The sequence below is a fragment of the Pseudanabaena sp. UWO311 genome, assembly GCF_006937785.1.
Classification (GTDB): Bacteria; Cyanobacteriota; Cyanobacteriia; order Pseudanabaenales; family Pseudanabaenaceae; genus Pseudanabaena.
On the sequence record NZ_SJEE01000014.1, the window covers coordinates 1 to 24253 of the forward strand.

The window sequence follows — 24253 nt, forward strand, 5'->3', positions numbered from 1 at the left end:
ACCCTAACCCTCCCCTTGCAAAGGGCAGGGATATTTCAAAAACTAGGTAATTGAAGATAATAAGAGTAAATATACTTCTCAATATTTTCTTTATACTATTTGACTCAAAACAACTAAATTTAGCTAATTTCTCTGATCGGCGTTAGTGCTAATCAATGTCTCAAATGGCTAAATCTCGTTTAAAGTCTGAGACTTTAATCAAAAGTTAAAGACTAAATTTAGTCAAATAACAGTAAATACCAGAATAATCAACATTGAAAGCTATTTATCAATCCCTTACTCTGATTTACTCATTTTTGAAATAGCCCTGCCTTTGCAAGGGGGAATTAAAGGGGGTAAGTCCGCCTTGCAAGGGGGCGGGGGAGCTAGACCATTCTTATACCAATTTCTGAAAGTGTGGCTACACTTTCGTGAATTAAAAACCAAACCCTGTAAGGGTTTTAAAAACACAAAATGGCTACGCCATTTTGTGTTTTGGTATTAAAGGTCGCTTAGACTTTGGTCAACCAGTGATGATAATCGGGTAGAAGCCCTTGGACAGCCTTGCTGTATAAGTCGCGGAGCTTCTTTGTGATCTCACCGATAGTTCCATCACCAACAGGGCGATGATCGAAGCTGGTGATTGGCGCGAGTTCCGTAGCAGTACCGACAAAAAACGCTTCATCGGCAATATATAACTCGGTGCGATCGATCGTACGGGATACAGTCTCTATTCCTAGTTCTTTTGCCGCTAACTCCATTACCGAACTACGAGTGATACCTTCGAGAATATTGTCAGTAATAGAACTAGTGATTAGTTTTCCATCTCTTACCAAAAAGAGATTCATTGCACTTCCTTCGGCAACATGACCTTCATTAGTTAAAACCACAACATCATCAAAGCCAGAAGCATAACCATCAGTTTTAGCGAGAGCTGTATTTACATAAGCACCATTCACTTTTGCCCTAGCAGGGATAGCATTGTCATCTAAACGTCGCCATGAAGACACACCCACTTTGATACCATTGCTAGTATCAAGGTATCCATCCATCGGCACAGAGAACAGGCAGAAATCATCATGGGTATGAGGCACTTTAAGAATTGGTCCAATCCGAAGGTCAGCTTTGTAGATAATCGGACGAATATATGTAGCTGAGTTGCATTGATTACGCTGAATTAACTCAGAAGTGAGATGAATCATCGTCTCAACATCGAGAGGATGTTGTAAGCCAATAATGCGGCAACTTTGGATCAGTCGTTGGTAATGCTCTTTAAGGCGAAAAGCCGCCATACGGTTTTCTTCTGGTAGCCAATACGCCTTGATACCTTCAAAAACAGCCGTGCCGTATAGAAATGCGTGGGTGCGAATATTAATAGTGGCATCTTCGAGAGGGACGAATGTTCCGCGTATATAGGCGTACTGTAAGGTCATGGTTTAACACATCTTGATCAATTATTTTTCTATCATATAACTAGGATTAATTAAAACTCAGAAAATTATCGGCAGCAATTCGCGCCGTGCCTGAAAAAATAGAGATTAATCGTGGTTTAAAGCGCCACAATTAATTGCCGCAATGCACACCACAAGGACATAAATCTGTGAATACTGTTGACTACCTTCGCATCAGTTTGATCGATCGCTGCAATTTTCGTTGCACCTACTGTATGCCTGAAGGCGCAGAAGTTGATTATATTCAAGCGCAGGAAAGCCTCACCAATGATGAATTAATCGCATTATTAAAAGAGGTATTTATTCCCCTTGGCTTTAAGAAATTTCGACTAACTGGGGGTGAACCTTTACTGCGGCGAGATTTGGTGAGCTTGGTAGAAGCGATCGCAAATTTACAGGGTGTCGAAGATTTGTCGATGACCACTAATGGTTTTATGCTAGGCGAATTAGCAAAACCTTTGTACGAAGCTGGGTTACGGCGAATTAATATTAGTCTTGATTCCCTCGATCACGATGTGTTTCGGCAGATTACAGGGCGCAATCTCTGGGAAAAGGTATGGGGAGGAATTTTAGCGGCTCACGAAGTGGGTTTTGATCCACTTAAGTTAAATGTGGTGGTCGTGCCAGATATGAACGATCGCGAAATATTAGATTTAGCGGCTTTGAGTATCGATCGCAATTGGCATATTCGGTTTATTGAATTTATGCCGATCGGTAATGACAGCCTTTTTACCCATAAAGGTTGGGTAGACTCAGCAACCTTGCGCCAACAAATAGGCGATCGCTATGGCTTAGATGCTGGTAATTGCAAAGGCAATGGGCCAGCCGATGTATTCAAAATCCCAAATGCGAAAGGGACTTTGGGCTTTATTAGTCAAATGTCTGAATGTTTTTGCGAACGCTGCAATCGGATGCGCCTCTCTGCGGATGGCTTGTTGCGTCCATGTTTATTAAATGAAGCTGGACAAATTGATCTCAAAACGGCATTACGTCAGGGTCAAGATTTTACTGAGCTAAGAATCGCGGTACGTGATTTGCTGAATCTCAAGGATGAAATTAATTTTAAAGAACGCGATCGGGGAACTGGTGAGCAAAAAAGTTATCTTCGCACCATGTCTCAAATTGGCGGCTAGCAGCAATGGTTTTTGCCGCGAACCCCTATTACTAAAAATAAAGCTCGCGATGCGAGCTTTATTTTTTATTTGGTTTTAGAAATACAAAATATCCCTTCGGCATCAGTAGCCACCATACCGTATGTGTAGCGGATAGCTTTAGGTCTACTAATTTGCGCTTACCCCTTTCGGAAGTAATTGCCATTTCGGGGATACCAGACCCACACGGGGGGGAATAGGATGGGTCTATTGATAATCTATCCTATTTCCTACTTATTTGCAATAGTTTATGACAAATTTTTTTGGAGGTTGGCTAAAAGCTCAGTAAAACAAAAAACAAAAGGCAGTTGCTGTACAAAGTACCGCAACTGCCTTTTGTTTTTTGTTTGAGATCGCAACAATTATCAAGAGATGATAACTTTTGTAAGGGTTTACCGCATAAACCATTAGGTATGATTAAAGATTGGCAGCTTTGCAATTGTTTGGCAATTTTTGGTGGCTGCCAGTATGGATGTGACCAAAAATTGCATTCTCCTCTAATTATTTACTTTATTTATGACTGCCCAACTGAATTATCTGATGTGTGCCCCCGATCACTACGACGTAGACTATGTGATCAATCCTTGGATGGAGGGCAATGTTCACAAATCTAGCCGCGATCGCGCTGTAGTGCAATGGCAAAAACTGCATGAAGTCCTCAAAGGCTTAGTAAATGTCGAGCTAGTGACACCTGCTAAGGGCTGGCCAGACATGGTATTTACCGCCAACGCTGGATTGGTATTAGGTGACAAAGCGGTATTGAGTCGTTTTTTACACAAAGAGCGTCAAGGCGAAGAACCTTATTTCAAAGCATGGTTTGAGTCTAAGGGCTTTACAGTGTTTGAACTGCCCAAGGATTTACCTTTTGAAGGTGCAGGTGATGCCCTATTTGATCGCAATGGTGGTTGGCTATGGGCTGGCTATGGTTTCCGTTCAGAACTAGATGCTCATCCTTATTTGGCGAAATGGCTCGATGTCGAAGTTCTTTCGCTACGTTTAATCGACAATCGCTTTTATCATCTCGATACCTGCTTCTGTCCTCTTACAGGTGGCTATTTACTTTACTATCCCCCCGCTTTTGATTCCTATTCCAATCGTTTGATTGAGATGCGTGTTCCATCTGATAAGCGCATCATCATCGAAGAAGCTGATGCCGTTAATTTTGCTTGTAATGCAGTTAACGTCGATCGCAATGTGGTCATGAACAAAATCAGCGATCGCTTAAAACAACGCATTACCAATGCTGGGTTTACGGTGATCGAAACGCCTCTTACCGAGTTTCTAAAAGCAGGTGGAGCCGCTAAGTGCTTGACTTTACGAACTATTGAAGTTCCGATCAGTAGCGAACAGGAGGCAATTGAGCCAAGTGGTGTAGAAGCTCGTATTGTCGAGTTAACAGGACATTTACTCGACTCAGGCATTATCAATCGCGCTCTTGATTTAGTAACTGATAATGGTGGCAGTTTCCAAGTACTAGAGTTCAACCTTGGTGAACAGAGACAAAGTACGTCCCTAGCTCGAATTCGCATCTCTGCGCCATCTCATGACCTCATGGAAACGATCATGGGTGAACTGATTGAAATTGGTGCAGTATTGCAAGATCGTGACACATGCGCTGCCAATCTTGAGCCTGTATTACAAGATGGAGTCGCTCCTGATGATTTCTATGTCAGCACGATTTATCCTACTGAAGCCTGTGTTGATGGCGAATGGATTCGTTGCACCAATCAGCGTATGGATGCCGCGATCGCAATTAGTGCCGATGGCTCTGCTAACTGTAAACTTTTGCGCGATCTCGTGGTCGGCGATCGCGTAGTTGTTGGATATGACGGTGTACGGACTGTCCGTAAACCTGAAGCTAGAGATACTGCAAAGAAGGAAGAGTTTTCCTTCATGGGTGCGGGTGTGTCCAGCGAACGTCGCGTCGAACTTATTGTCGAACAGATCGCATGGGAACTTCGTCAAATTCGCGATCGCGGTGGCAAGTTGGTTGTCTCCTGTGGCCCTGTCGTTGTACATACTGGCGGCGCTCCTCACCTTGCCTACTTGATCCGTGAAGGCTATGTACAATCAATGCTAGGTGGCAATGCGATCGCTGTTCACGACATGGAACAATCATCGATGGGTACTTCCCTCGGTGTTGATCTCAAGCGTGGTGTCAGCGTCAAGGGAGGACATCGCCATCACCTGAAAGTGATTAACTCAGTCCGCCGCTATGGCAGTATTCATAAGGCTGTAGAAGCTGGTTTTGTAAAAACTGGCGTGATGTACGAATGCGTAACTAATAATATTCCTTTTGTCCTTGCTGGCTCCATTCGCGATGATGGTCCCCTGCCTGATACCGTAATGGATTTGCTTGAAGCTCAGCGACTTTACAGCGAACAGATTCGCAATGCCGATATGATTTTAATGCTTTCTTCTATGTTGCATTCTATCGGTGTGGGCAACATGACTCCTGCTGGTGTGAAGATGGTTTGTGTAGATATCAATCCTGCGGTTGTGACCAAACTATCTGATCGCGGTTCGGTGGAGTCTGTTGGCGTGGTCACCGATGTTGGTCTATTTCTCAGCTTGCTGGTTCAGCAATTGAAGAAGATGGATAGCCCTGTAGCAGTTGGCGTTTAGAAGACTAAATTGGTGTAAGCCAAAAAAATGAGTAGAGGTGCCAAGCACCTCTACTCATTTTTTTGGCTTTATTTTTCTACAGCATTTTATGCTTTGACATACAACAATTGCCGATCAAACGAGCCACAAGAAAAAATTTAAAAGCGTTGCTTTGCAACGCTTTTAAATTTTTTCTTGATTTGTTTTTGAGCGCAAAGCGCTGTAATACCAAAACATAAAAAGGCGTAGCCATTTTATGTTTTGGTATTAGTCTTCAAAATATGGTTCGACCGTAACTTCGAGTTTGTCGATCGCAGTCATTACAAAAAGGCGATCTTTGTAACGGAAGATAAATGATGTTGGGCTTAGCCAACGCATAAACCTAAATCCAGAGATTTCGCCAGCGAAGCCAAATTTTGCAGAGAAATTTTTTATATCAAACCGCCGTACGCTTGATACTTTTTTGCAGCAACCTTCTATACCAAAGGTGACCTGCTCAATAAATACACTGTTATATATATCTTCAAGAAGAACCACTACACGGTATGCTCGACCCTTAACCTTTGCATTGACATCGCTCTCAAACCAATCAGTTGGACTTTGGGAGAGTTGTACGATCCAAGGATAGTAATTTGTATTTGCAGCAGGTGCTGTTTTGATAACAATGGGCTCTGCAAATGCAGCACTGGGAATTAATGATAAAAACAGAACTGCTACAAGGTGAAAAGTTGATTTCATTTTGCGGCGTTGGCTAAGGAATTAAAATGAGGCGTAATGACATTGCTTGAAGAAACGTTATCTTTAAAATATATAGCGATCGCAATCTCAATATAACCCTATGAATCAAAACACTTACGAAATCCTGAGTCAAACCCAACGGCAGCGTGTTGGCGATGGCGCGATCGCCTCAATTCTTGAAGGCTGTGAATCTGCGCAACGCAAACTAATTTTAGTACTACCCCAATTAGGCGATTTTGACAGCCTTGAATATATTTGGTGGATGCAAAGAGAAATCGATCGCATTAAATCAGCAGGAATAGCTATTCGCGCTATTGGTATTGGCGATCGTCAGTCGGGAGAATATTTTTGTAAATTTACAGGCTTCGATAAAAATTGGTTGTTTGTCGATCCTACAGGTGAATTACATCGTCAATTAAATCTCTATTCAGGGTTAACCACTAAATTCCCTCTCCTTTCATCAGGACAGAGCGCTTGGGTGAATCTAATGTTGATGTGCGCAGGGATTGGCAGCCAAGGCACATTAGCTGAAGTATTTCGCGGCTACCGAGGCGATCGCAATGCACCACAACTAATCGGTGATGAAGAAATTATCAAAGCCGCACCATTACCACCATTAAAGGGTTCTTTCTTTAAATGGGCTGGTGGTAGCGGATTTCAACGTCCTTTTGAACTCGCAACATTGCGACTGCGAAATATGGCTGAGGTTTTAGGCAATTGGACAGCCTATGTTCCTGATGCATCGCACATGACACAGCGCGGCGGCACTTTTCTGTTTGATGCTGAGAAAAAATTAACCTACGAACATAGAGATCGCGGCATTTTAGGATTTTCTGCTAATCCCAGCTATCCATTAGCGTTTTTATTTTCTGATCAATTTTCTGAACAATCATCTACGCAAAAAGTAACCTCTCCTTAAACTTTTTCCTCAAAGTCAGGGGCATAAGCTTGGAGTAGGTTGCTTAGCTGTGAAAGGACAGAATCTTTATTGACAGAGCCAAAACTAGAGCGATCGGGGAAGAATTCTGGACGATCTAGATTGCGATCGATCGCTTCTTTAACCTGCTGCGCGATCAAATGCTGTAGATCGGCAAGAGCTCTGTCCCGTTGATAATTAGCCCCTTGCTCAGTGGTGGCATACAAAGGCGGTAAACGGTTGAGCGCATAAGCGGCAATATCCCCCAAATCCAAAACTTTATTAGTATTGGCTTCGATCTCAGCGACTCTTGCCACAGCTTCACTCAAAACCAATTCTTCCATGACATTGATAAACTGCTTGCGAGGTACAGCAACGACTTCCCCCGTAAGCAATGCACCCATCAGACGATCAAGAGCCATATACTCTTCAACTGATAGCTCAAACGCGCTATCGCAAATCCGCCCCACTTCGGCTTCCATCGCAGGAGTTAGGTAGCCATCTTGTAAAGCCTGTTCGACAATCGACTCAATGCTGGTTTTTACTATCTTTTCCACTGTTATCTCTTTAATAACGCAACACTAAGGTACTTCAATAGGAATAATCGTATACTCAGGCAGAGACATCTGGAAATGCTCTTTTTGGCTGAGCAAGATCACCAGTCGTGCTACAGACTGGGGCTTAACAGCCAAATCGCTCCAAGGTATAGCAACTTCTAGGCATTGCTCAAAGCCTATTTTCGTATGAGTTGCGATAGTTTCCCACTGAAATTGTTCTGTAGATTCTTGAAGCTGGACTGACTTATCAGCAAAATTGATCGTTAGGTGATGGCGAAACAAATAATTTAGCGGCGACACATCAGGCATGTCAAGAAGTTGCACAGGACTGTTGGGATGAATCCGACTAGGATAAAACCACAACAAATGTAGTTTACTTTGAGCGACGCTCTCTAGATTACTAAATTCTAGGCGCAAGTAGCAATAAAAATGATCGTAACCGTACCATAGTCGCTTGACGGGCGTATTTTGATGCATTGCCCCCCTTGCCCCACTAACTTCAATTTTGCCAGCCCCTTGCCAATCATCATTTTCAAATCGGCCATTAATCATTGGCTCAATGAGGCTAGTAGGTCGATCGCTAGTGGAGACATCATGAGGCTCAAGAGGATATAGCAATGCGTGGGGTACTGGCTCATTGAGAGCACGATAAATCACCTGCAAATGCTCACGAAATAGGCGATCAAACATCGCGTCGTCATTTGAACTATGTCCTTCGCCAAACCACCAAAACCAATCCGAGCCTTCGGCTGCCATTAGGCTTTCCCATGCTTCAGGATTATTTTCTGGTGTAGCTTCTGCGTGCATAGCCAATATTTGCCGTGCTTCTGCAAGTAACTCCCAAGCGCGGTTTTTAACTGGATCGCCGATCCATGTGGTAAAGCTAGAGTCAATCCATGAGCCACTATGCAACTGGTGAGGTGGGATTTTTTCAGTGGGTGAGAATTTCTCTAGATATTCAGAGGGTGTAACCAGTTTTAGATTTTCATTGTTGGAAAGATTTTCGTAAAGAGTTTGCAAGAATGGGTTGCCATCTTGAGGATAAAATTCCCAGCAATTTTCGCCGTCAAGGGCGATCGTCACTAGCCAAGGCTTTCCTTCAGGATGCTGTGCGAGATATTCATTTTGTTGCTTTTGAATAGTCATCAAACGATCGCACAAATCATCGCTAGCAGCTTGAGGCAAAAGTGCACCATAACTAAAACCGATCAAATCCGAGAGTAGGCGATCGCGGAAAATAATTGCTAAGTCCCCATGAATTGTTTCAAGTCGATAGGGTTGATAGAGCAAATGTGGTGCATCGATCGCCCCGCGCTCATCTCGTCGGAAATAATGTCCAAGACTCCAGCCTAATACACCTTCGTCAGAACATAACCAAGAAAATCCTTGCTTAGAAACATGCGGCAAGATGGCAGGGCTAACAGACTGCTCTGAGGGCCATAAACCTCTGGGATCGCAGCTAAAGTGTTGGCGGTAAACTTCTTTTGCTTTTTCTAGATGTAGCGTAATGTCTGGCTCATGGCGGAAGCGATGATTGGGCAGATACATCTGTGGCACAGCGATCCTACCTGCTTGCGTATCGGCTAAAAGCGGCATGATCGGATGCGTGTAGGGCGTGGTGGTAATTTCTAGTTGCCCATTTTTTTGCATTTTTCGATGCTGCGGCAAAATTCGGGAAATAATATCTCGCTGCTTACTATAAATTCTTTGTCGATCAGCGAGGGTAAAATCCTTGCCGCGATCGTACCATTCAGCAATTTCAGGATCGGCATCTCGGAATAGAGGATCAATCCATGCCAAGTTATGCAATGCAAGTAAATCGCTAAAATCTGGTGCTAGCCAATTATTGACACACCACTCAATCCCACAGGCTTGTTTCTGAGCTAATAGATCGGCATAGCGATGATATGGCTCGATCATCGTCTGATGATTAGCATCAAAGAAATGCTCGACTATGAAATGTTTTTGCGATCGCGTTAATGTATCGACAGGTGTTAAAGTCAAAGCCAAGTAAGGATCAAATGCATTTCCTTCAACATAATCCTGCAATTGCAGGATCAGCGATGGCACAAGATTGATCGTTTGATGTAGCTTAGGATATCTTGACAACATCAACGCTAAATCCAAATAATCTTTTACGCCATGCAACCTCACCCAAGGCAAATGATACTTACCTGCGATTGCGCTTTTGTAGAGAGGTTGATGTTGGTGCCAGATAAATGCGATATGTAGAGGATATGACATAGGATGACTGGCAATATGACTGGCGATACTTCTAGAAATTGTGACACACCTAATCATAGTTCGATCCAAACACTTTGTATAAAGCTATGTACGGTTAGCCTCTATCTTTGTTTGATGGGCTGTGCACCTGTATCTAGTGATACAGCTAAGAACCCCACAGCATCAGAGATACCCGCGACATCATCTCCACAAACGATCGCACCTCAAGCTAAACCCAAACTAGTCTCAGAACTGGCTCAATATTTGCCAATTACTGCCATAGCGACAATTTCAGGACGCGAAATTCAGCTTGAGGTAGCCAATACTTTCAAGGAACAAGAAAAAGGGCTAATGTTTCGTCCCCCATTGGCTGACGATCGCGGGATGTTGTTTGTTTTTACGCCTGCACGTCCCGTAGCCTTTTGGATGAAAAATACCCCTTCACCTCTTGATATTATTTTCTTACTAGATGGCGAAGTTAAGGCGATCGCCCGCAACGCTACGACTTGTAAGAGCGATCCTTGTCCTGTTTATCCTGAGGGAGGCGTAGTTGCGGACAACGTACTTGAAGTGAGAGCGGGGCTAACCCAAGAAATTGGCTTGAAGGAAGGCGATCGGATTACTGTTAAATTCTTGTTGCCAAAAAATCAATGACCACTATAATTCTATAGTCCGAAATTGTTTGCAAATTCAAAGATATTGCATGGCAATATTGAACAAAAGTAAATAAATTTCAAAATGTTCAAAACTACTTAGTAATTTCTCCCTGAAAGTGCTAAAAGTAGCAGTGGTGAATCTTGAGTGAAAGAAGAGTAAAAAAAATGACAGCTAGCAGAGCAAGAAGCCCTGAACCACAGAGATACCCGCAGCCTCTTGATCGCAAGAATAAACTTCGGCAGGCAAGTCCCCAACCGATCAAAAATCGCAATGTAAAGCGGTTGCCTCGTACTAACTCATTTCCTCTGCCTCTGTGGTTGCGGGTCTTGATGACCACTCAAAAGCTGTCTATCGCTGCGACTGTAATCCTCACTATTTCAGTATTCGCGATCTACGGTTGGACTGTATATGCCCAAGAGCAGTGGAATCAGCAATATAAAAAGCTCGAACAACTCCAGCGTCAAGAGCGTCAATTAACAAATGCCGCAGGTTCATTTGATAATGAGATGCTGCAATCAATTCAAAAGAAGCCGGGGGATTTGGTTCGCGAAAGTCCCGAGAAGTCAATTTTTTTGCAAGCTGCTCCTCTCCGCCCAAAGCGTGAAGTCCCGTCTACTGTGTCTGAGCTTCCAAAGAAAAAGCAAAATGAAAGCCTAGGATATTAATGTAGGAACTTCACATGGTTAAATACGATCATGATTCCTTGCGCGATGCGCAAGGAATCATGATCGTATTTATCTCAACTTGACATTATGTGTGGAATTGTTGGCTACATCGGACATCGCTCGGCAAATGAAGTTTTAATCTCAGGGTTACGCAAACTCGAATATCGCGGCTATGACTCCGCAGGCGTTGCCACAATTCCCTTACTTGATCACCCAGCCGATCGCCCAATTGATCGTTATTTACATCGGGTCAGAGCCAAGGGCAAGCTAATCCAACTAGAGGAAAAGTTAAAGGCTGATACCGCTCCTCAAGCATCGATTGGTATTGGTCACACACGCTGGGCAACTCATGGCAAGCCTGAAGAGCATAATGCTCATCCCCATACCAATACCATGGGAAATCTTGCGGTTGTGCAGAATGGGATTGTTGAGAACTACCATATTCTTCGCTCTGAGTTAAAACAGCTTGGTCATATTTTTGTCAGCGAAACTGATACAGAAGTAATTCCCCATATGATTGCCGAATTTCTAACTCAGTTGGAAAAGCAAGGCAATATGATTCCTGACAAGTCTCCCTCAGTGCTGTTTGAAGCAGTAAGACTGACGATCGCAAAATTGCAAGGAGCCTATGCGATCGCAGTTATTCATGCTGATTATCCCGATGAAATAGTTGTTGTACGTCAGCAAGCGCCGCTAGTCATTGGTATTGGCAAAGATGAGAATTTTTGTGCTTCGGATACGCCTGCGTTAGTCGCCTATACGCGCACCGTGATTTCTCTGGAAAATGGTGAAATTGCACGACTGACTAGAGAGTCGGTACAAGTCTATAACTCCAAAGGCGATCGCCTCCGCCGCGCACCCCAAACTCTCAACTGGAATCCCACGATGGTGGAGAAGCAAGGCTTTAAGCACTATATGCTCAAGGAAATTTATGAGCAACCTGGGGTGTTTCGGACAGGATTAGCAATTTATGTTAGTGAGACTAATAAAGTTGATCTAGGACTACCCACAGGTTTCATCGAGCCGATTGAGCGGGTGGAGATTATTGCTTGTGGAACTAGTTGGCACGCCTCTCTCGTAGGCAAATATTTATTAGAGCAGCTTGCAGGTGTACCAACTAGCGTTCAATATGCTTCTGAGTATCGCTATTCGCCGCCGCCTTCTTTAAAGAATACCCTTGTGATCGGTGTAACTCAGTCGGGCGAAACGGCGGATACTCTGGCTGCGTTGGAGCTTGCCAAATCAAGAGGCGATCGCTGTCTGGGTATTACCAATCGTGTGGAAAGCTCCATAGGACGAATTTCGGATGCAGTAATTGATACTCAAGCAGGAATTGAGATCGGTGTGGCGGCGACAAAAACCTTTGTGGCTCAATTGCTGATGTTCTATTTATTAGCATTAGAGTTTGGTGCTGCTAAAGGCACATTAACCGAAGCGAGAAGTCAAGAATTAATTGAAGGATTACGACAACTTCCTGCCTATATGGAACGAATTCTCGAAGGTCAAGAACGCTATATTGAAGATCTTTCGCGCCAATTTACCCATACTAAGGATTTCATCTTCTTAGGTCGTGGGATTAACTTCCCGATCGCTCTCGAAGGTGCACTCAAGCTTAAAGAGATCAGCTACATTCATGCTGAGGGATATCCCGCAGGTGAGATGAAGCATGGACCGATCGCATTGCTTGATGAGGATGTACCTGTAGTTGCGATCGCTACCCCTGGGTCGGTCTACGAGAAGGTTCTTTCTAATTCACAAGAAGCGAAAGCGAGGGATGCGAAATTGATTGGGGTTGCGCCTCTTGATGATCCTGCGGCGCATGAGGTATTTGATTACATTTTGCCGATTCCTGTGGTTGATGAGATTTTCTCGCCAATTCTGACCGTAATTCCGTTGCAACTGCTGTCCTATCATGTGGCTGCACATCGTGGTTTAGATGTCGATCAACCCCGAAATCTCGCAAAATCTGTCACGGTTGAATAGATTAAAAAGACAGTACATTGCGCCGCCTTAAAACTCAGAGAAACTTGTAAAAGCTACGTTTCGCGTAGCTTTTACAAGTTTCTCTGGACAATTTAAAGCCTCAACAGGCTAGGACAATGAAAAAAATTTATGGACAAATATAATCGTCGAAAATTTTTACTTCATGCTCGGAACTTGACCTATGCTGGAGCGGCAAGTTGGCTTTGTAGCTGTGGCGGTGCATTGAGCAACTCTGATGATCGCTCAGTCAATCCATCGCCAATGGATAGCGAAGATAAACAACAAATTATCGTCATTGGTGCAGGGATTGCAGGAATCACTGCGGCAAAAAAATTGCAAGCTCAAGGATATCGGGTAATTATCTTAGAAGGTCGCGATCGCATCGGGGGGAGAATTTGGACAGATAATTCTTTAGGCTTTCCTTTGGATCTCGGTGCTGCGTGGATTCATACCGTTGACGGTAATCCTATCTCGCCATTAGTCAAGCAATTTGACATTCAGACTGTCATCTCAGATCTTAAATCGCAATGGAATTATAAGGGTGTCAAGCAACTGCTAAGTGAATCTGATGAACTGCTTATAGACAAAGCTTTTCAATCATTTATGAATAGAGTTAACCAGCTAAAAAAAGACCCACGATCATCGCAGCAGATAACTCTAGCAGATATCGCTCAACAAATAATTGAATCAGAAGAACTCACAGGAGTCACTCTTAAAGGATTTCGGGCAACCCTAGCTTCGACGATTGAGAGTGAAGTTGGCGATGATATTGCGAATTTAGGAGTCAAAGGTTTCGATGAAGATTCCGAATTTTCTGGCGCAGATGTAGTTTTTCCGCAAGGTTATAAGCAGATTGTACAGGCTCTATCCAAAGATTTAGATATTCGGACTAAGCATCTTGTGCAGCAGGTTGACTATGATGACACTGGCGTACAAGTGACCACTGATCGCGGAGTTTTTAATGGCTCAAGGGTGATTGTCACTGTTCCTTTAGGTGTATTGAAACGTGGTTCTATTAAGTTCTCGCCAGAATTGCCAGATGCAAAGATAGCAGCAATTGAACAATTAGGTATGGGAGCTTTAAATAAATTAGTATTAAAATTCCCTAATCAATTTTGGCCATCACAGCCTCACACCATGGCATATATCAATGGCAATATTCCCGATCGCTATGTTGAATTTTACAACTGGCAGAAATATATTCAGCAGCCGATTTTAGTCGCTATGTTTAGCGGTAATTTTTCGCGATCGCTCTCACAAATATCTCAATCTGAAGCAACGCAGAACATTATGTCTGATTTACAAGCAATGTTTGGTAAAGATATTCCGTTGCCAACTGCTACAATATTGACCAAATGGCATGATGACCCATTTGCCTATGGTTCCTATTCCACCTTCTCAATCAATGGTTCCATTCAAGACTGCGATCGCCTGGCGGAACCTATAGGCGATCGGGTGTTTTTTGCGGGTGAGGCAACCTATGGTAAACATATAGGAACTGTCCATGGAGCTTTATTGAGTGGAGAGAGAGAAGCTAATAGAATCGCTACTAAAAAATCGTCCCTCAAGTTTTAACGGATGTTACGTGGAACTCAGATGATGAATTTCTTGCTGCTAGCAAAGCAGGGCAACCACGGGGGGATTGCCCCTACTCCAAAATCTAGAGGTTACCGTAGGGGCTGCGCCCCCGTGCCAGCCCTAAACCTATGCCATTAAAGGAATACCTTCCACGTAACATCAGTTTTAAGCTCAAATAGCGATCGCAATCTAATCTCAAATCAACAGCGATCGCATTCAGTTGTAGCGTGTGTTAGCGAAGCGTAACGCACAAATAATTAGCATAAAAAAGACTTGAGTTCATTACATTCTATTAATTCACCATATTGGATAGATTTTTAGATTTAGGAGCTATTTCAAAAGTTGTAGCATATCAGTTAACACTTTTTCTGCTGAGAAAGCGTTGTATGGCGACCAAATTTCATAGTTTTTTCCATTTTCGAGAATATCTGAGGTTTGTTCGTCTTTAGTTAGTTCTGTTGCTAAAAACTGGATGGCTTTAACCTTTTCAAAGTGGGATAGCTTTTGTAGTGATGGCAAGATCTCTGTTAATGTCATAGAAATACAGGAGAAATATTAGCTAGATTATAGTGCGATATTTTATAAACTCAAAAAAACATCCCTCAAGTTTTAATTCCGAGGGGCGCGAATCGCAATCTAATCTCAAATCATTCAGTTGTAGCGTCTGTTAGCGAAGCGTAACGCACCAATAATAATGTGACGATCGACAAATCGCTTAGGGGCATAGCATTACCACAGCCATCTATCAATTTTAAGATTCCCTTGATTTGGGAATGCTTTGCCCACAACCTCACAACGCAGGGACAATTTATCAGTGAAAGCGAAGAGGGTTATGCATTTGCGAATAAATATGGTCATGGTGTGTTGAGAAATTGTGGCGCAAATGCAAAACCCCTACATCCGTGAAATCCATTAATCCGTCTAATCTGTGTTCTAGCGGCGAGAGGGGAAAAGAGAAAGAAGGGTAAAGTGAAAGTTGTCCTTACGACAAGACAGAGGCAACAACCCGAAAACCGGCCTTGATGACCACCCCGTCATCCGCGTGCCACCTACGACGATGCGCAGAACGACAACTGAACGCATAGTATTTAAAAGAACCACCACGGAGAAGCCTTTGACCCTGTTCACCGCCATCTAGCCAAGCAGAGCCATCTTGTGGGATTCCATTATAGTTTTCATGCCAGATATCTTCGCACCATTCCCACACATTACCATGCATTTGATATAAACCCCATGCATTTGGTGAGAAGCTCTCAACATTAACAGTCTTTTGGCGATATTCTCCTTTTGGCGCATCACCATAAGGAGCATTACCGTCATAGTTAACTAGATCAGGAGTAATCGTCTCGCCAAAATGAAAAGGAGTAGTTGTGCCAGCACGACAAGCATATTCCCATTCAGTTTCACTAGGCAATCTAATCGATTTTCCTGTTTTCTCCGAAGCTTTCTTGCAGAATTCTTTAGCATCATCCCACGAAACGCCTACCACTGGCTGGCTATCATATTGTTTTGATGGCTTCGTTCCCATTATCGCTTGCCACTGAGCATTAGTGACAGTATATTTCCCCATCCAAAACTCTTTCAAAGTTGCTTCATGGATAGGCTGTTCAGTGGAATATTCATTGCTTCCCATCATGAATTTCCCCGTAGGAATCCGCACCAGAACTAGAGTTACGCCATTGGCTAGATTTTCTCGAATATATTGCGCTTTTCCTTTTTTACGCTCTAACTCAACTTTAGTTTTCGTGCCAAGCCCCAGAAAACCACTACTTTCTTTAACCAAACGGACTTTGAGAATTTCAAATTCAAATTCTGGTTGAACAGGTTTACTCTTGCGTTCAGCTTCCTCTCGTTGACGTTTTCGCCGCTCTTCCTCTTCAGCTTGTCTTTTCAATTGCTCCAATAGAGAAAGCCGATCCTGTTCTTGCTTCTGCCTCTCCGCTGCTGCGACTTGTTGCAATCTCAATTGTTCAGACTCTTCTTGCTGCCGATTCAATCTTGCAGCCTCAGCAACCTTTTTCTGTTGATCCTCAAACAATCGATCATGTTCAGTCTGTCTTGGTTCAAAAATGCGTTCCTTAACTTCTTTAATATCATTTGGACGCAGACCAAAATCAATCTCGCAATTCTCTATTTCTAATTGTGTGATTTCGCTAAAGGGAAACTCATGTTTAATCGTTTCCTTAATAAGACTTTCATAGGCTTTGAGGTTGTTGTCATATTCTATAAAAGGTTTTAAAATTTCTTGTTCAATCTCTAGAGCATCAGTCTCAACGATTTTATATTTGAGCTTTGCATTAATGATTAACTGACGAGTAGCGGGAAATATTTTACCGTTTCGGAAAGAAATAATTTTAGTAATTTCCTTCCGAAACTTAAGCTTGGGATCATCTTGAGCAGCCCTTGCTAATACGATCCGATGTCCCTCTTTTACTGGATAAAACTCTGGCGACATATTATTATTCGCACTCTTCACCTTATCCCGCACATACTCATACAACTCATCCACCGATACATGCCCATCATCATCTCGATCCGCCGCACCTGTCCGCAATCCTTCTACCAAAAAATGCGTATAGAGCGACAACTCAAAACCCTCTTGCTCAAACGCATATTGAGTCGAATCCGAAGCCGTCAAAATCGCCCGACCTTCACCACCCAACTTCGGCAACAGATTCGCCATCCCAATATCTTTTGCCGTCATTCCCGTAGGAAACGCCCCACTATGGCAACAGTCCAAAATCACTACTTGACGCTTAGATCGGCTCTGATTCATCAAACTGTGGACATAAGTTGATGAAACTGCTGTTGGCGGCAAAGCATCCTTGCGCGTTTTTGTCCCTGTAAAATAAAAATCATTCCGACTGTCAGTCACCCCATGTCCAGAAAAATACAAAAGCAACAAATCATCAGTTTTACGATTAGCGAATAGATCGTAAATCGCTGACTCGATCGCCCCTTTCTCTGCATCCACCAATACCGCCACATCCAACTCCGCAAAGCCACCAATTTCAGGATTAACCAAAACTTGCCGCAGAGCCTCAACATCCTTCGCTGCACTAGGCAAAGGCTTAAGATCGACGGTGTAATTACTAACCCCAACTAGCAATGCATATCGTCCCATTATGCAGCCTCAATAAATTCCTTAGCCTTCTGCATCGCAAACTCCAACTCTTCGCGGCTACTAGCACTCACCTTCAGTTTCTTGCCATTGCCCTCCACCTCAAACGAGATCGGCTTATTACCAAGGCGATCGCCTAAAAAGCCCAAAACTTTTTTCGCATTCGCCACACTCACTTCCGCCATCAGCACTCCCACCAAAAAAGCACCACCGCTCTTATTGCCATCTGGTGGATTGGGGTCACGCACACGGTCTACTGCATCAATATCACTACGATCACTTAATTCTTCCAGCAACCTTACTACCTCATCATCTCGCTCTTCACTCTTCAAGTCTGGATCGGTAAAGGTAATCGTCAAAGCGATCGTGCCAGTATTGTTCTCAGAGTTAATAACTTCAGTAGATTTTTATTGATTGGCGATTATTCTATAATATTTCGTAAAATCCACAAAGACGCATGAAATGGTTTGACAGCCTAGCCAACACAATTACCAACTCTCTTTGGCAAGCAAGCTGTCCATTGTGCAAACGCCCTAGCGATCGCATTTTATGCAAAGACTGCGATCGCCAAATAGCCGCCTATCAATCACCAGATTTTTTGCAAAAAGATTACCCCATTACACCAGAGATTCCGCTTTATAGTTGGGGGATTTATGACGGCGCATTAAAACGGGCGATCGCCGCTTGCAAATATGACAATCATCCTGAAATTATGGAAGCGATCGCTGAAAAAATTGCCGACACATGGAAGCGATCGGCAAATACTAAAACCCCAAGTTTAAAAAAAATTTCCGTAATTCCCATTCCCCTTCATGCAAACAAATTAAAATCGCGAGGCTTTAACCAAGCAGAACTGATGGCACGTCGTTTTTGTGATTTGACAGCAATGACATGTAAACCGCAATTGTTGCGGCGAGACAAGGATACTAAGGCGCAAATGCAAACCAAGAGCAAACAAGAACGTGAAGAGAATTTATCTAAAGCTTTTACAGTTCCGTTAAACCAACAGTCCAAGCCCCAAGATGTAATTCTATTTGATGATATTTATACGACTGGCGCAACTATCCGCGAAGCGATCGCCACTCTCGCCGCCAATAACATCAAAGTAAAAGGAGTTATCGTCCTAGCTCGTCCCCAATTCAAAAGCTAAAAGCTAATAGCTAAAAGCTAATTATGAGGTTCAAGTTCAGATTTCATTTTTTCGAGCGTAATATTCATCTGCTCAAACATTTGCTGAGGCGTGATCCCAAAATTACCTAACTGATTTTCCAATTGCTTTAGGGTCATCTGCGCCATAAAATCATCGGACAGCTCAAATCGTTTCATAAAAATCTTATAACGATCCATCATCTCTTCCATTTTTTCGATAAAGAGAATTTTACCCTCGCGATCAAACTTGCCATAACTACCGCCAAGCTGAGTTAGAGCTTGATAATCTTGAAATAGATTACGAGCCTCGTGTTGAACGATTTCAGAATCAAAAAATGCCATTTTATTGCTCTGCTTTCTTTACATCTATTCTAATTTTACAATCTAGGTCAACTTTACAGAAGTTAACTGAAGTGGAGATATCCACCCTTACAAAAAAGTCGCGCCGTGCGCGACTTTTTTGGATTAAGTCATGATTGGAACAGCGCGATCGCGTTTTCGCGGCAAAAATCTAACTGAAACTCGCTTTAGTCCAACCTGAGATTCAAGCTCATGAACGTAGTCTACTGCTTCACCTTTATGTTCACGGTCATCAAGAGCTTCGAGTAAACTCAAAATCTCGGTATCCAAGCCTGGCTGACCGATGAATAAGTGCATTAGGGTTTCGCAATTATCATCGTCAGGATAGATCGGAATATAGTAAATGTAAGGGGTTTCCATAATCTCCATAGTACTGCGTAGATTTAGACACACTTTAAATAATCTAAATTTTTGTAAATCTTAGATCGAAGTTATGGCAGTTAAGCCAACTGCAACAAACATACAACATTGCATTAAAGCGTAAACTAGAAAACTACAATAGATATACAAATACACGCCAAATCAGCAAAGGCGATCTCCATACAGCAATTTATGATCATCTAAATCATAATAAATTCTTAAAAAATGTTGCAAAGCAAAGCTTTTAAAGAATTTATTGATTCGGGTTTGCAATCAAAGTGCTGTCGGTTGCCTAAGCAAACAAAGTGCGATTCATTTAATCATGCTCAACCCAGACCCAAATTCCATTCAACTCACCCAAGATGACTACGAGCGCTACTCGCGTCATCTGATCTTGCCTGAGGTTGGCGTAGAGGGACAAAAAAGACTCAAGGCTGCCAGCGTACTCTGTATCGGCACGGGCGGCTTGGGTTCCCCTTTATTGTTATATCTCGCTGCCGCAGGTGTCGGACGCATTGGTATCGTGGACTTCGATGTGGTGGACACATCTAACCTCCAGCGTCAAGTCATTCATAGCACTAGCTCAGTCGGTAAACCGAAGATCGAATCCGCAAAGGCGCGAATCTTAGAAATCAACCCTTATTGTCAGATTGATCTATATAACACCCATTTATCTTCAGCCAATGCGCTGGAGATCATGGCTCCCTACGACATCGTTGTCGATGGTACGGATAACTTCCCCACACGCTACCTTGTCAATGATGCCTGTGTATTATTAAACAAGCCTAATGTCTACGGCTCAATTTTCCGCTTTGAAGGACAGGCAACTGTCTTTAATTATGAAGGTGGCCCCAACTATCGCGATCTCTACCCAGAGCCACCACCTCCAGGATTAGTGCCCTCCTGCGCCGAAGGCGGCGTTTTAGGTATTCTGCCTGGAATCATTGGTGTAATCCAAGCTACTGAGACTGTCAAAATCATTCTTGGACAGGGAAATACTTTGAGCGGACGTTTGTTACTTTACGATGCCCTCAAGATGACCTTCCGAGAGCTAAAGCTCCGTCCAAACCCAGTCCGTCCTGTAATCGAAGAATTGATTGATTACCAGATGTTCTGCGGTATTCCCCAACAACAAGCAAACGAAATGGAAGCACAACAGGCGATCGCCGAAATTACTGTTACCGAACTTAAAGCAATCATTGACGCTGGCGCTGAAGACTATGTGATCATTGATGTTCGTAACCCCAACGAGTGGGAAATTGGCAAAATTCCTAACACAGTTCTAGTACCTTTACCAGAAATTGAAAATGGCAATGGTGTAGAGAAAGTTAAGGCTTTGCTAAATGGACATAAGTTAATCGCCCATTGCAAAATGGGTGGGCGATCGATGAAGGCTTTGGGCATTCTCAAGCAAGCTGGTATTGACGGGATCAATGTACAGGGCGGCATTAATGCTTGGAGCGATCAAATCGATCCTTCAATTCCCAAATATTAACTGATTTCGCGCGGAACGAATTCCTCTAATAGCCGAGGTTTAGGGCTGGCACGGGGGCGCAGCCCCTACAAGTCACAAATTCTCAGGTAGGGGCAATCCCCCCGTGGTTGCCCTGCCATGCTAGTAGCAAGAGATTTATAATCTACGTTTTAAGGAAAATCAGATTTTAAACCGATAAAGAAAGGGCGCTGAGCGCCCTTTCTTTATCGGTTTAAAGTTAATTCTTTTTTATTACCTAAAATTCCCTGTGGTCGCCAGACCATTAGCAAAATTAAAGTAACACCAATCAGCATTAACTGAATTGCCTCAAACCTGCCACCATCAGCACGAATTTGTTCGGGCAGAAATCGAGGAAGAGCATTGTAAACCTGAAAAATCACCGCACCGAGAATTACGCCAAGATTATTACCTGCGCCACCAATGGTAACAATCGTCCATGCTTGGAACGTAATCAGGGGAATAAAATTATCGGGATAAACTGTGGTTAATTGCCAAGCGTAAAATGCTCCCGCTAAACCACCGATCGCACCACCGATCGCAAATGCTTGGAGTTTGTACCAAAATACATTTTTGCCCAGTGCCTTGGCAACTTCCTCATCTTCCCGAATTGCCTTTAGCACCCGTCCCCAAGGCGATCTCACGAGCCACTCTAAGCGCCAGTACACTACAGCCACGACCACCAATAGCAAAGCAGCTAACACAAAAGAATAATATTGCCGTGAGACGAGATTAACCAATGGCAGTGGGAAATCCTGAACGCCCCTTGTACCTTTGGTCAGCCATTCTTCATTGTTGACAAATAGACGCACCATTTCGGACACGCCGATGCTAACGATCCCTAGATAGTCTTCACGCAATTTTAAGGCGGTGCTGCCGATAACTATGCCCAGCAACCCTGCGATCGCTGCTGCGATCAGAAAAGCAAGGAACCAAGGCACACCATTGAGACTGAGCAACACCGTTGTATATGCCCCAACCGTCATAAACGCCACATGACCAAAGTTAACTAAACCTGCAAATCCCCATTGCAGATTTAGCCCCAGACTAAACAAAGCAAAGATTGCCGCGTTAATGAAAAGTGTTGAGATGTATTCGATCATAAATAAATTTACCCAGCCATAGAATTAGGGCATGTAAAACATCCCTTAATTCTATGGGTTTGCTATAAATTGACTGCGCTAGCGATATAGTAAGTCTAGACTGGTACGCTTGAAAACACCATGAGTCTATGCATTAATCCTACTTGCCCTATCCCAGATCACCCTGATAATGATAAGTACCCAACTTGTCAAGGATGCGGCTCTGAATTATTGATTGATGGTTGTTATACGGTCACTAAACTATTAAGTGATTCTGGTGGCTTCGGCATGATCTATGAAGCTACCGATCGCGCAGGCAATCCCAAAATCCTCAAGATCCTTAAACAGGAATTGAATGAAGATAGTAAAGCTGTGTCGCTGTTTCAGCAAGAAGCTTTTGTCTTAGGACAAATAGAACATGCAGGCATACCCAAAATTGAGACCTATGTACATCACAATCTCGAAAATGGGACAATGCTGCATGGCATTATCATGCAAAAAATTGAGGGGCTAAACCTCGAACAATGGATCAACCAGCGCGATCGCAAACCGATCGCACAAAAGCGGGCGATCACTTGGCTGCGGCAATTGGTGGAAATTCTCGCCTTAGTTCATCGCAACAAATATTTTCATCGCGATATTAAGCCCGCAAATATTATGTTGTCCCCTTCAGGACAGCTAGTTTTAATTGACTTCGGTACAGCTCGTGAAGCTACGCATACCTATCTTGCCAAGATTGGCGGTGTACAGGGCATTACGAGCATTTGCTCGGTGGGATATACAGCACCCGAACAGGAAAAAGGCTTTGCCGTCCCACAGTCCGATTTTTATGCTCTCGGCTGTACGATGATCCATTTGGTGACAGGAAAATATCCTCTCGATACTTACAATCCCGAGCGCGACACCTTTGAGTGGCGATCGCACGCGCCTGAAATTTCGGACGAGTTAGCCGATTTAATTGATGCGCTGATTGCGCGTAAGCCCAGCGATCGCCCAATTAATTGTGACGCGATTTTAAAAGTTATCAGGGAAATTGAACTAATTGATAAGCTTGCGCCAAACGATAAGAACAAAGCCAAGCGGAAATCAATTAAACAATCGATTAAAGACTCAACCCGCAAACCGACTTCACCGATTTTATTAACTATATCGGTAATGATTGCTGCATTTGTAGGACTGGGCATCGGTACAGTGATTAAGGTTTCTACGATCGGCAATTTTGATGATTTTAGTATTCAACTGCCAGTTTTCCAGAAAAAGCGCCTGACTCCGACAAAATTTTTGCAAAAACATAGTGATGCGGTTCAAAGCGTAGCGCTTAGTCCCGATGGCAAAATAATTGCTAGCGCTAGTGATGACGGAACCGTTAAGCTCTGGGAATTAGAAGGAGATAATACTAGTCCGATTAAGGAAATAAAAGATCAAGGCGGATGGGTACGAGCAGTAGTCTTTCTATCCAATCGCCAAATCATTACTGCTGGTCAAGATAAAAACATCAAAATCATCGATATAGCGACTGGGAAAGTAGTCAAAACTCTGAGTGGTCATACAAATCTGATTAATAATTTGGCGATCGCCCCTGCGAGTGATCTACTAGTTAGCGGCAGCTATGACAATACGGTAAATCTCTGGCAAATCTCTACGGGCAAACTACTGCGATCGCTAACAGGACATACTGATAAAATTTGGGGGTTAGCCATTTCGCCCGATGGTAAGCAGGTTATCAGTGCCAGTCGCGACAAAACAGTACGCATTTGGGATGTGAAGACAGGCGAAAGCTTAAAAATTCTCGAACATCCATCAGGAGTTACCTGCGTATTAGTAACTCCTGATGGTAAGCGCGTAATTAGTGGCAATAGTGACAACTTAATTCGAGTATGGGATCTGGCTTCAGGTAAAAAGCTATTTGAATTAAGCGAACATAAAGATGCGATTGGTGCGATCGCTATTACTAACGATGGTAAATATCTCTTTAGTGGCGGCAAAGACAGTCAAAATTCTATCCATTTATGGAATCTGCAAACGAAATCTCCCATATGGAATTTGATTGGTCACACAGATTTGGTAACGTCTTTAGTGATTACTCCAGATAATCTCAAACTAATTAGCAGCAGCCAAGATAAAAATATTAATATTTGGGAAATACCTGAACTTTGAGCAAGGGTAGTTTATATATAGAGAATTCTT

20 protein-coding genes and 1 riboswitch are annotated in these 24253 nt (G+C 43.2%); of the genes, 10 read left to right on the forward strand and 10 right to left on the reverse strand.

All coding sequences use genetic code 11. The features are described from left to right. Positions 1-491: 491 nt before the first annotated feature. Positions 492-1412 (reverse strand): branched-chain amino acid transaminase, encoded by a 921-nt coding sequence (locus tag PseudUWO311_RS12175; RefSeq protein WP_142655506.1) that lies wholly within the window; start codon positions 1410-1412, stop codon positions 492-494. Positions 1413-1579: 167 nt separating this feature from the next. Between PseudUWO311_RS12175 and moaA the strand changes: the two genes are divergently transcribed. After that, on the forward strand, positions 1580-2563 hold the full coding sequence (moaA, locus tag PseudUWO311_RS12180) for a GTP 3',8-cyclase MoaA (RefSeq protein WP_142655507.1): 984 nt from the start codon (positions 1580-1582) through the stop codon (positions 2561-2563). A gap of 95 nt (positions 2564-2658) precedes the next feature. Then, positions 2659-2755, reverse strand: a riboswitch (cyclic di-GMP riboswitch). A gap of 342 nt (positions 2756-3097) precedes the next feature. Then, positions 3098-5206: a TIGR00300 family protein gene (locus PseudUWO311_RS12185; protein WP_142655508.1), complete on the forward strand. Its 2109-nt coding sequence runs from the start codon at positions 3098-3100 to the stop codon at positions 5204-5206. A 246-nt stretch (positions 5207-5452) separates the two neighbouring features. Here the strand turns inward: PseudUWO311_RS12185 and PseudUWO311_RS12190 are convergent, their stop codons facing one another. Then, positions 5453-5923, reverse strand: a complete 471-nt coding sequence (locus PseudUWO311_RS12190; protein WP_142655509.1) for a hypothetical protein — start codon at positions 5921-5923, stop codon at positions 5453-5455. 100 nt (positions 5924-6023) lie between these two features. On the opposite strand from PseudUWO311_RS12190, the gene PseudUWO311_RS12195 reads away from it, so the two are divergent. Next, positions 6024-6842, forward strand: a complete 819-nt coding sequence (locus tag PseudUWO311_RS12195; protein ID WP_142655510.1) for a peroxiredoxin-like family protein — start codon at positions 6024-6026, stop codon at positions 6840-6842. Here PseudUWO311_RS12195 and PseudUWO311_RS12200 read toward each other — a convergent pair. Next, positions 6839-7396, reverse strand: coding sequence for a late competence development ComFB family protein (locus PseudUWO311_RS12200; protein WP_142655511.1), 558 nt, complete (start codon positions 7394-7396; stop codon positions 6839-6841). The two genes, PseudUWO311_RS12195 and PseudUWO311_RS12200, sit on opposite strands and share 4 nt — an antisense overlap. Positions 7397-7420: 24 nt before the next feature. Then, the gene (locus PseudUWO311_RS12205; protein ID WP_142655512.1) at positions 7421-9640 is read right to left on the reverse strand and encodes a glycoside hydrolase; all 2220 of its coding nucleotides are present in this window, start codon (positions 9638-9640) and stop codon (positions 7421-7423) included. Positions 9641-9643: 3 nt separating this feature from the next. Here PseudUWO311_RS12205 and PseudUWO311_RS12210 point away from each other — a divergent pair, with 3 nt between their 5' ends. The 4 genes from PseudUWO311_RS12210 (at position 9644) to PseudUWO311_RS12225 (ending at position 14499) form a co-directional block, all read left to right on the forward strand. Continuing rightward, complete coding sequence (locus tag PseudUWO311_RS12210) at positions 9644-10273, forward strand: DUF192 domain-containing protein (RefSeq protein ID WP_223807552.1); 630 nt, start codon at positions 9644-9646, stop codon at positions 10271-10273. A 167-nt stretch (positions 10274-10440) separates the two neighbouring features. Next, the gene (locus PseudUWO311_RS12215) at positions 10441-10941 is read left to right on the forward strand and encodes a hypothetical protein (RefSeq protein WP_142655513.1); all 501 of its coding nucleotides are present in this window, start codon (positions 10441-10443) and stop codon (positions 10939-10941) included. An 87-nt stretch (positions 10942-11028) separates the two neighbouring features. Further along, entirely contained in the window at positions 11029-12924 is a 1896-nt protein-coding gene (gene glmS, locus PseudUWO311_RS12220; protein WP_142655514.1) for a glutamine--fructose-6-phosphate transaminase (isomerizing), read from the forward strand. 129 nt (positions 12925-13053) lie between these two features. Then, positions 13054-14499, forward strand: coding sequence for a flavin monoamine oxidase family protein (locus PseudUWO311_RS12225; RefSeq protein WP_142655515.1), 1446 nt, complete (start codon positions 13054-13056; stop codon positions 14497-14499). Positions 14500-14832: 333 nt separating this feature from the next. Here PseudUWO311_RS12225 and PseudUWO311_RS12230 read toward each other — a convergent pair whose 3' ends face one another. The 3 genes from PseudUWO311_RS12230 to PseudUWO311_RS12240 all read right to left on the reverse strand — a co-directional run bounded on the left by PseudUWO311_RS12230 (position 14833) and on the right by PseudUWO311_RS12240 (position 17982). Next, positions 14833-15039: a hypothetical protein gene (locus tag PseudUWO311_RS12230; protein ID WP_142655516.1), complete on the reverse strand. Its 207-nt coding sequence runs from the start codon at positions 15037-15039 to the stop codon at positions 14833-14835. A 445-nt stretch (positions 15040-15484) separates the two neighbouring features. Further along, complete coding sequence (locus PseudUWO311_RS12235; protein WP_142655517.1) at positions 15485-17626, reverse strand: caspase, EACC1-associated type; 2142 nt, start codon at positions 17624-17626, stop codon at positions 15485-15487. Next, the gene (locus tag PseudUWO311_RS12240; protein WP_223807553.1) at positions 17626-17982 is read right to left on the reverse strand and encodes a hypothetical protein; all 357 of its coding nucleotides are present in this window, start codon (positions 17980-17982) and stop codon (positions 17626-17628) included. Before PseudUWO311_RS12240 ends, PseudUWO311_RS12235 begins: the two co-directional genes overlap by 1 nt. A gap of 98 nt (positions 17983-18080) precedes the next feature. Here PseudUWO311_RS12240 and PseudUWO311_RS12245 point away from each other — a divergent pair, with 98 nt between their 5' ends. Next, complete coding sequence (locus tag PseudUWO311_RS12245) at positions 18081-18773, forward strand: ComF family protein (RefSeq protein ID WP_142655519.1); 693 nt, start codon at positions 18081-18083, stop codon at positions 18771-18773. 17 nt (positions 18774-18790) lie between these two features. Here the strand turns inward: PseudUWO311_RS12245 and PseudUWO311_RS12250 are convergent, their stop codons facing one another. Beyond that, positions 18791-19114 (reverse strand): DUF1825 family protein, encoded by a 324-nt coding sequence (locus PseudUWO311_RS12250; RefSeq protein WP_142655520.1) that lies wholly within the window; start codon positions 19112-19114, stop codon positions 18791-18793. Positions 19115-19237: 123 nt separating this feature from the next. Further along, complete coding sequence (locus tag PseudUWO311_RS12255; RefSeq protein WP_190303476.1) at positions 19238-19492, reverse strand: hypothetical protein; 255 nt, start codon at positions 19490-19492, stop codon at positions 19238-19240. A gap of 322 nt (positions 19493-19814) precedes the next feature. Between PseudUWO311_RS12255 and moeB the strand changes: the two genes are divergently transcribed. Beyond that, positions 19815-20987: a molybdopterin-synthase adenylyltransferase MoeB gene (gene moeB / locus PseudUWO311_RS12260; RefSeq protein ID WP_142655522.1), complete on the forward strand. Its 1173-nt coding sequence runs from the start codon at positions 19815-19817 to the stop codon at positions 20985-20987. Between the two features lie 203 nt (positions 20988-21190). On the opposite strand, the gene PseudUWO311_RS12265 is transcribed toward moeB, so the two are convergent. Continuing rightward, positions 21191-22087 carry a branched-chain amino acid ABC transporter permease gene (locus PseudUWO311_RS12265; RefSeq protein WP_142655523.1) on the reverse strand — a complete coding sequence of 299 codons (897 nt, stop codon included), beginning with the start codon at positions 22085-22087 and terminating at the stop codon, positions 21191-21193. A 120-nt stretch (positions 22088-22207) separates the two neighbouring features. Between PseudUWO311_RS12265 and PseudUWO311_RS12270 the strand changes: the two genes are divergently transcribed. Further along, entirely contained in the window at positions 22208-24223 is a 2016-nt protein-coding gene (locus tag PseudUWO311_RS12270; protein ID WP_142655524.1) for a serine/threonine-protein kinase, read from the forward strand. The last annotated feature ends 30 nt before the right edge of the window (positions 24224-24253 follow it).

Coding starts and splice junctions, on each gene's coding strand:
- PseudUWO311_RS12175 (WP_142655506.1), bottom strand. CDS start 1,412: ATGACCTTACAGTACGCCTATATACGCGGAACATTCGTCCCTCTCGAA.
- PseudUWO311_RS12185 (WP_142655508.1), top strand. CDS start 3,098: ATGACTGCCCAACTGAATTATCTGATGTGTGCCCCCGATCACTACGAC.
- PseudUWO311_RS12190 (WP_142655509.1), bottom strand. CDS start 5,923: ATGAAATCAACTTTTCACCTTGTAGCAGTTCTGTTTTTATCATTAATT.
- PseudUWO311_RS12195 (WP_142655510.1), top strand. CDS start 6,024: ATGAATCAAAACACTTACGAAATCCTGAGTCAAACCCAACGGCAGCGT.
- PseudUWO311_RS12205 (WP_142655512.1), bottom strand. CDS start 9,640: ATGTCATATCCTCTACATATCGCATTTATCTGGCACCAACATCAACCT.
- PseudUWO311_RS12210 (WP_223807552.1), top strand. CDS start 9,644: ATGACTGGCAATATGACTGGCGATACTTCTAGAAATTGTGACACACCT.
- PseudUWO311_RS12215 (WP_142655513.1), top strand. CDS start 10,441: ATGACAGCTAGCAGAGCAAGAAGCCCTGAACCACAGAGATACCCGCAG.
- glmS (WP_142655514.1), top strand. CDS start 11,029: ATGTGTGGAATTGTTGGCTACATCGGACATCGCTCGGCAAATGAAGTT.
- PseudUWO311_RS12225 (WP_142655515.1), top strand. CDS start 13,054: ATGGACAAATATAATCGTCGAAAATTTTTACTTCATGCTCGGAACTTG.
- PseudUWO311_RS12230 (WP_142655516.1), bottom strand. CDS start 15,039: ATGACATTAACAGAGATCTTGCCATCACTACAAAAGCTATCCCACTTT.
- PseudUWO311_RS12235 (WP_142655517.1), bottom strand. CDS start 17,626: ATGGGACGATATGCATTGCTAGTTGGGGTTAGTAATTACACCGTCGAT.
- PseudUWO311_RS12245 (WP_142655519.1), top strand. CDS start 18,081: ATGAAATGGTTTGACAGCCTAGCCAACACAATTACCAACTCTCTTTGG.
- PseudUWO311_RS12250 (WP_142655520.1), bottom strand. CDS start 19,114: ATGGCATTTTTTGATTCTGAAATCGTTCAACACGAGGCTCGTAATCTA.
- PseudUWO311_RS12255 (WP_190303476.1), bottom strand. CDS start 19,492: ATGGAAACCCCTTACATTTACTATATTCCGATCTATCCTGACGATGAT.
- moeB (WP_142655522.1), top strand. CDS start 19,815: ATGCTCAACCCAGACCCAAATTCCATTCAACTCACCCAAGATGACTAC.
- PseudUWO311_RS12265 (WP_142655523.1), bottom strand. CDS start 22,087: ATGATCGAATACATCTCAACACTTTTCATTAACGCGGCAATCTTTGCT.
- PseudUWO311_RS12270 (WP_142655524.1), top strand. CDS start 22,208: ATGAGTCTATGCATTAATCCTACTTGCCCTATCCCAGATCACCCTGAT.